We start from the raw sequence: 5,369 nt of genomic DNA, 5'->3' as shown, positions 1-5,369 counted from the left end.
AGCAACTAATCCGTCAAAGCATTTTTCTGTGCTGGCAAAACTGTTTGAGCATAGCGAGTTTTTTGTCAGTGTAGAAAAATGTCGTAGACTAGCCATAGGTTATTGCGTAGCAATCTTGCCAAATATTTTGATTATCAGGATAAACCTTTACTGCAAGATAAGGTTTTGCGGCAATGAGCAATCCTACGAACATAAGAAAAAAGTTGAATAGTTATGAATTAGCTATTGGAGAACCCTGTTATAAAAATTTATTCTCATTTTTAAACGAGGTTTAGTATAAAATAAAGTTTAAGTTATCAAATAATTTATTGAATAAAAAAGAAAGAGAGAAAACTAATATGGAAGTAAAAGGGTACATACATTCATTCGAATCATTTGGGACTAAGGATGGGCCTGGAATTAGATTTGTGCTGTTCTTGCAAGGATGCCCTCTTAGATGTCTGTACTGTCATAATGTGGATACTTGGGAAATTAAGGACAATAAGATGATTATGACGGCTCAGGAAGTTATGAATGAAATTTTAAAAGTAAAGGGATTTATAAAGACTGGAGGGGTTACTGTATCTGGTGGTGAGCCTTTGATGCAGCCTGAATTTTTGATGGAGCTGTTTAAGCTTTGTCGTGAAAATGGGATTCAAACGGCACTTGATACATCCGGGTATATTTTTAATGAAAAGGCAAAAAAAGTGTTGGAGCTTGTAGATATGGTACTTCTTGATATTAAGCAGATAAATCCTGAAAGATATAAAATATTAACTGGAGTAGAGCTTGAAAATACTCTAAAATTTGCAAAATATTTGAATGAAATTAATAAGCCGACTTGGTTAAGATATGTGTTAGTTCCTGGGTATTCTGATGATGAAAATGATTTGCATGAGTGGGCAAAGTTTACTTCCCAGTTAAAGAATGTTGAAAGAGTGGATGTTTTGCCATTTCACCAAATGGGGCAGTATAAGTGGGAAAAAGTTGGGAAAGAATATAAACTGAAAGATACTCCAACACCAACGAGAGAATTGGTTGAAAAAGCTGAAGAAATTTTTAGATCTTATGGATTGAAATTATTGGATAAATAAAATTAAGGGAATTGGTTCTAGTTTTATTAAAATCAGTTCCCTTTTAATTTATTTATTTTCACATATTTGTTCCATTCTATAATTTAATTCCTCAAAATCAATAATTTTAGCCTGTCTATGTATCTCCTTGCCTTCATAAAATAGAATAACTACTGGAGCTGAAAATAGGCTTAATTGTCCGACTGCTTCAGGAATTTCAGATGCTTCTATATAATAAGCAGTAAAATTTTTTTCATTAACAATTTTCTCAACTTTTGGCATATCAATCTGACAAATGCTGCAATTATTCATTGAAACATATAATAAAAAATATTTTTCTTCTTTTATTTTATTCAGTATTTGTTCATAATTTTCAAGTTTTTTCATATAATTTTTCCTTTTTTATTTTTTAAATTTTACTGAATAAATTATATTTTTTGCTTGTCCCAAATCGTCAACTTGGGCGATTCCGATACCAATAACTTTAGATTTAAAAGGTTTAAAATCATATTTTGAAGTAAATGCATCTATTTTTGCTGAATCTTCAGGAGTAAGTAAAGTTATGTGCGGATCAAAACTTGTAAATACGTTTGGAGAGCCGTACAAATTAAAGGATTTTACTTTTTCAGGAATAGATTTTGCCCAGTCAGGAACTTTTGCATCCTTTGCACGATATTTGTTTAAGCTAACTGTTATTTCGTCTGCAAGCTGTTGTATAGCTTCATTGTTTTGAGCATCAAGCATAAACCAGTTTCCGCCAGTTTTTCTTAATCTGTAAAACTCTATATCAAAAGGCTTTGTCTGATTTGCAATTTTGTTGACAGTATCCTTTATTGTTTTTAGTGCTTCAGGCTTGTATTCTGTAAGATAAAGTGTCAGATGGACTGCATATCCTTTGGAATAAAGGCTTTCGATTCCTGAATCTTTAAGCCCTTTTGAAATGTTTTCTACATTTTTAGTTGCATTGTTATCCATAATTACAAAAACATTATAGTTTACATTGGAAAAAACGTTGATACAAAACATTAAAAAAATTGAAAAAAATAATTTTTTCATAATAAAACCTCCTAAATTTTTTGTTTCAAATTACTTTTACTACAATTATACCTTAAAATATTTTAAAAACAAGATTTAAACAATATTTTAGTCTAAATTTGACTGATTTCAATACGTTTTATTTATTTTTTTGTAAGATTGTCTAAAAATTCATAAAGAAGATTATTCATTTCATCGTAGTTATTGTTACGTATAGTTTGAGGAGATTGAACAAAAGGTAAAGTTTGGCTATCCTGCTCAAGAGTTTTATCTGAATCTATTAACAATTCAGTTAGAGCTTTGGTAAATTCGAGATGGCATTGAAAGCCATAATGTTTTTCGCTATATTTTATAATCTGTCGTGGGCACCCTTTACTTGCTGCCAAGACTTTTGCAGTATCTGTTAATCCTGGCATATCGCTATGCCAATGCCCTACAGTAGCTTGTTTTCCAAAATGTTTTATGTTGTCATCTTCCAGTCCATCTTTTGTCAGTTCAATTGGAAAATTTCCTATTTCACGGAAAGGGCTTTTTTCTGTTTTTCCACCAAATGCTTCTCCTAGCAATTGAGCACCAAGACATACTCCAACTACAAATTTATCTGCCTTTACAGCTTTTCTGATTAATTCAATTTCAGCTTTTGCATCAAAATATGGAAATTCGTTGTTATCTCCAATAGGACTCTGCGGTCCGCCCATCACAATTAAAAAATCAAATGAATCTGCATTTTCAGGTAACTTTTCATATTGATATACTTTTGTTGTGGAAATATCGTGTCCAGAAAGTGCTGCCCAAGCAAGATAAGCTCCTGGCGCTTCAAATGCTTCGTGTAATATAAAGTGTATTTTCATTGGTGTTCTCCTTTAGTTTTTAAGTTTATTATATAATTTTCCATAAGATATTTCAATAGAGGAATTTTGAAGTATAAGTTTAAAGAAATTTTATAATAAAATTGAAAAAACTTATAAAAATCATCTTGATATATGGTATAATACTTGTAATGTGAGAAAAGTTTTTAGGAGAGAAAATTGTTGAAAATAGGAATTGTAGCTGAATATAATCCATTTCACAATGGACATTTGTATCAAATCAGAAAAATTAAAGAGATGTTTGGTGAAGATGTCTTGGTTGTGGTAGTAATAAGCGGAGATTTTGTTCAGCGGGGAGAAATTTCGTTTTTGGATAAGTGGGAGAAAACACAGGTTAGCTTAGGATGCGGAGTTGATTTGGTTGTGGAGTTGCCACTTTATTATTCGATTCAGAATGCTGAGATTTTTTCAAGAATGGCAACAAAAATTTTGGATTATTTGGGGATAGATATTCAGGTTTTTGGAGCGGAAGAGGAAAATGTTGAGATTTTGCAAAAGGTGCTTGAACTGCAGAAAAAACAGGATTATAAGGACAAGCTTATGGAGTATATGAAAAAAGGTAATAGTTACAGCACTTCTCAAAGACTGGCATTAAAGGAATATAATCTAGATGGAATTGTGAAGTCAAATAATATTCTGGCTCTAGAATATATGCGTGAAATAGAAAATAGTAATCTTAAAATAAAACCACATATTATAAAAAGAGAAATTTCAGAATATAATGAAGAGAAAGTTTCTAAGGATAGGGAAGAATTTGCTAGTGCTTCGTTTTTGAGAAATGAATTGGAGAAGATTTTGGATGAATTTTCTAAGGAAAAATTTGATTTTGAAAAAATGAAAAATTTTATTGCTGAAAAAAAATATAATTCTTTAAAAGATGTAAGAGTAGAAAATTCAAAAGAAATTGTTAAAAAAAATTATAATTTTGAGAAAAAGCAAAATATTAGGGAAAAAATAGATTTAGAAAGTTTGAAAAATGTAAAAACAGAAGAAAGAGTCTTTTTGAAACTAGAAGAGATTCAGAAATTTTTACCAGAAAAATCATTTGACATTATTTTTAAAAATTTGGAATGGAAGATAAATAACAGATTTAGTGGGGATAAAATAAAAGAAGAAATCTTTAAAATTGTGAAATATAAGATTTTGACAGAAAAAAAAGAAAAAATAATGGAAATATATGATATAACTGAAGAAATTTATGCTAGAATATTTGGGACAATGTTGATTTCACAAAAATATATAGAATTTTTGAAAAATTCAAAATCTAGAAATTTATCAAATAAACGTGTAGAACGGATTATTTTGAATATTTTACTAAATATAAAAGCTAAAATGATGGATTTTGAAATGAATTATGTAAGAATTTTAGGCTTTAATAAAAAAGGTCAGGAATATTTGAAAGAAATTCGTAAAAATAATAAAATTGAAAACTTTGATGCGAAAAATGATTTTCAGAAAAATTTAAGAAATTATAGTAAAATAGATAAAGTAACACTTACCGTAAAAGGAGTAAACATGAAGAAAAAACTTATGGCAGGAGCCATCACACTTTTATCAGTAGCAACACTTGCAGCTTGTTCAAACAGTTCTGAAGGAAAAGATTTGATCAGCATGAAGGGCGATGTGATTACAGAGCATCAGTTTTTTGAAGAAGTAAAGAACAATCCAACTGCACAACAAGTCTTGCTCAATATGACTATCCAAAAAGTATTTGAACAACAATATGGATCAGAGGTAACGGATAAAGATGTGGATGATGCCGTTGCTGAAGAACAAAAGAAATACGGCGATAGCTACAACAGCGTGCTTCAACGTGCAGGTATGACACCTGAGACTCGTAAAGCTCAAATCCGTACTAGCAAATTGGTTGAATTGGCAGTTAAGAAAGCTGCAGAGAGTGAATTGACAGATGAGGCTTACCAAAAGGCTTTTGAGTCTTATACACCAGATGTAACAGCTCAAATCATCCGTATGGATAATGAAGACAAGGCGAAAGAAGTGCTTGAAAAAGCGAAAGCAGAAGGTGCAGATTTTGCTCAGTTGGCAAAAGACAATTCTAACGATGATAAGACAAAAGAAAATGGTGGAGAAATCACTTTTGACTCTGCTTCTACAGAACTTCCAGAACAAGTCAAAAAAGCAGCCTTTGCCTTGGATGTGAACGGTGTTTCAGATGTGATTACGGCTACTGGAACACAAGCCTACAGCAATCAATTCTACATCGTTAAAGTAACGAAGAAGACAGAAAAATCTTCTAACTTAGAGGATTACAAAGAAAAATTGAAGACTATCATTTTGACTCAAAAACAAAATGATTCTGCCTTTGTTCAAGGAGTAATTGGTAAAGAATTACAAGCTGCTAATATCAAGGTCAAAGATCAAGCCTTCCAAAACATCTTCACCCAATACATCG

6 protein-coding genes are annotated in these 5,369 nt (G+C 31.0%); 3 read left to right on the top strand and 3 right to left on the bottom strand.

From position 1 onward, the window contains the following. Positions 1-28 precede the first annotated feature (28 nt). Both Q0370_RS08920 and pflA read left to right on the top strand, forming a co-directional pair. On the top strand, positions 29-211 hold the full coding sequence (locus Q0370_RS08920; RefSeq protein ID WP_299574822.1) for a hypothetical protein: 183 nt from the start codon (positions 29-31) through the stop codon (positions 209-211). A 127-nt stretch (positions 212-338) separates the two neighbouring features. Further along, positions 339-1,073: a pyruvate formate-lyase-activating protein gene (pflA, locus tag Q0370_RS08915; RefSeq protein WP_299574819.1), complete on the top strand. Its 735-nt coding sequence runs from the start codon at positions 339-341 to the stop codon at positions 1,071-1,073. Positions 1,074-1,121: 48 nt separating this feature from the next. On the opposite strand, the gene Q0370_RS08910 is transcribed toward pflA, so the two are convergent. The 3 genes from Q0370_RS08910 to Q0370_RS08900 all read right to left on the bottom strand — a co-directional run bounded on the left by Q0370_RS08910 (position 1,122) and on the right by Q0370_RS08900 (position 2,938). Beyond that, positions 1,122-1,439, bottom strand: coding sequence for a thioredoxin family protein (locus Q0370_RS08910; protein ID WP_299574816.1), 318 nt, complete (start codon positions 1,437-1,439; stop codon positions 1,122-1,124). A gap of 15 nt (positions 1,440-1,454) precedes the next feature. Continuing rightward, positions 1,455-2,108, bottom strand: coding sequence for a 2'-5' RNA ligase family protein (locus Q0370_RS08905; protein WP_299574813.1), 654 nt, complete (start codon positions 2,106-2,108; stop codon positions 1,455-1,457). 122 nt (positions 2,109-2,230) lie between these two features. Continuing rightward, on the bottom strand, positions 2,231-2,938 hold the full coding sequence (locus Q0370_RS08900; protein ID WP_299574810.1) for a type 1 glutamine amidotransferase: 708 nt from the start codon (positions 2,936-2,938) through the stop codon (positions 2,231-2,233). Positions 2,939-3,118: 180 nt separating this feature from the next. Between Q0370_RS08900 and prsA the strand changes: the two genes are divergently transcribed. Next, on the top strand, positions 3,119-5,369 hold a 2,251-nt coding region (gene prsA / locus Q0370_RS08895), incomplete at its 3' end, for a peptidylprolyl isomerase PrsA (RefSeq protein WP_299574807.1).

It is taken from the genome of uncultured Leptotrichia sp. (assembly GCF_938036635.1).
GTDB lineage: Bacteria > Fusobacteriota > Fusobacteriia > Fusobacteriales > Leptotrichiaceae > Leptotrichia > Leptotrichia hongkongensis.
This window is presented reverse-complemented; position numbering and strand designations above follow the sequence as displayed.

Bases quoted from the DNA above. Each gene is read 5' to 3' on its own strand.
- pflA (WP_299574819.1), top strand. From the start codon at position 339: ATGGAAGTAAAAGGGTACATACATTCATTCGAATCATTTGGGACTAAG.
- Q0370_RS08900 (WP_299574810.1), bottom strand. From the start codon at position 2,938: ATGAAAATACACTTTATATTACACGAAGCATTTGAAGCGCCAGGAGCT.
- Q0370_RS08905 (WP_299574813.1), bottom strand. From the start codon at position 2,108: ATGAAAAAATTATTTTTTTCAATTTTTTTAATGTTTTGTATCAACGTT.
- Q0370_RS08910 (WP_299574816.1), bottom strand. From the start codon at position 1,439: ATGAAAAAACTTGAAAATTATGAACAAATACTGAATAAAATAAAAGAA.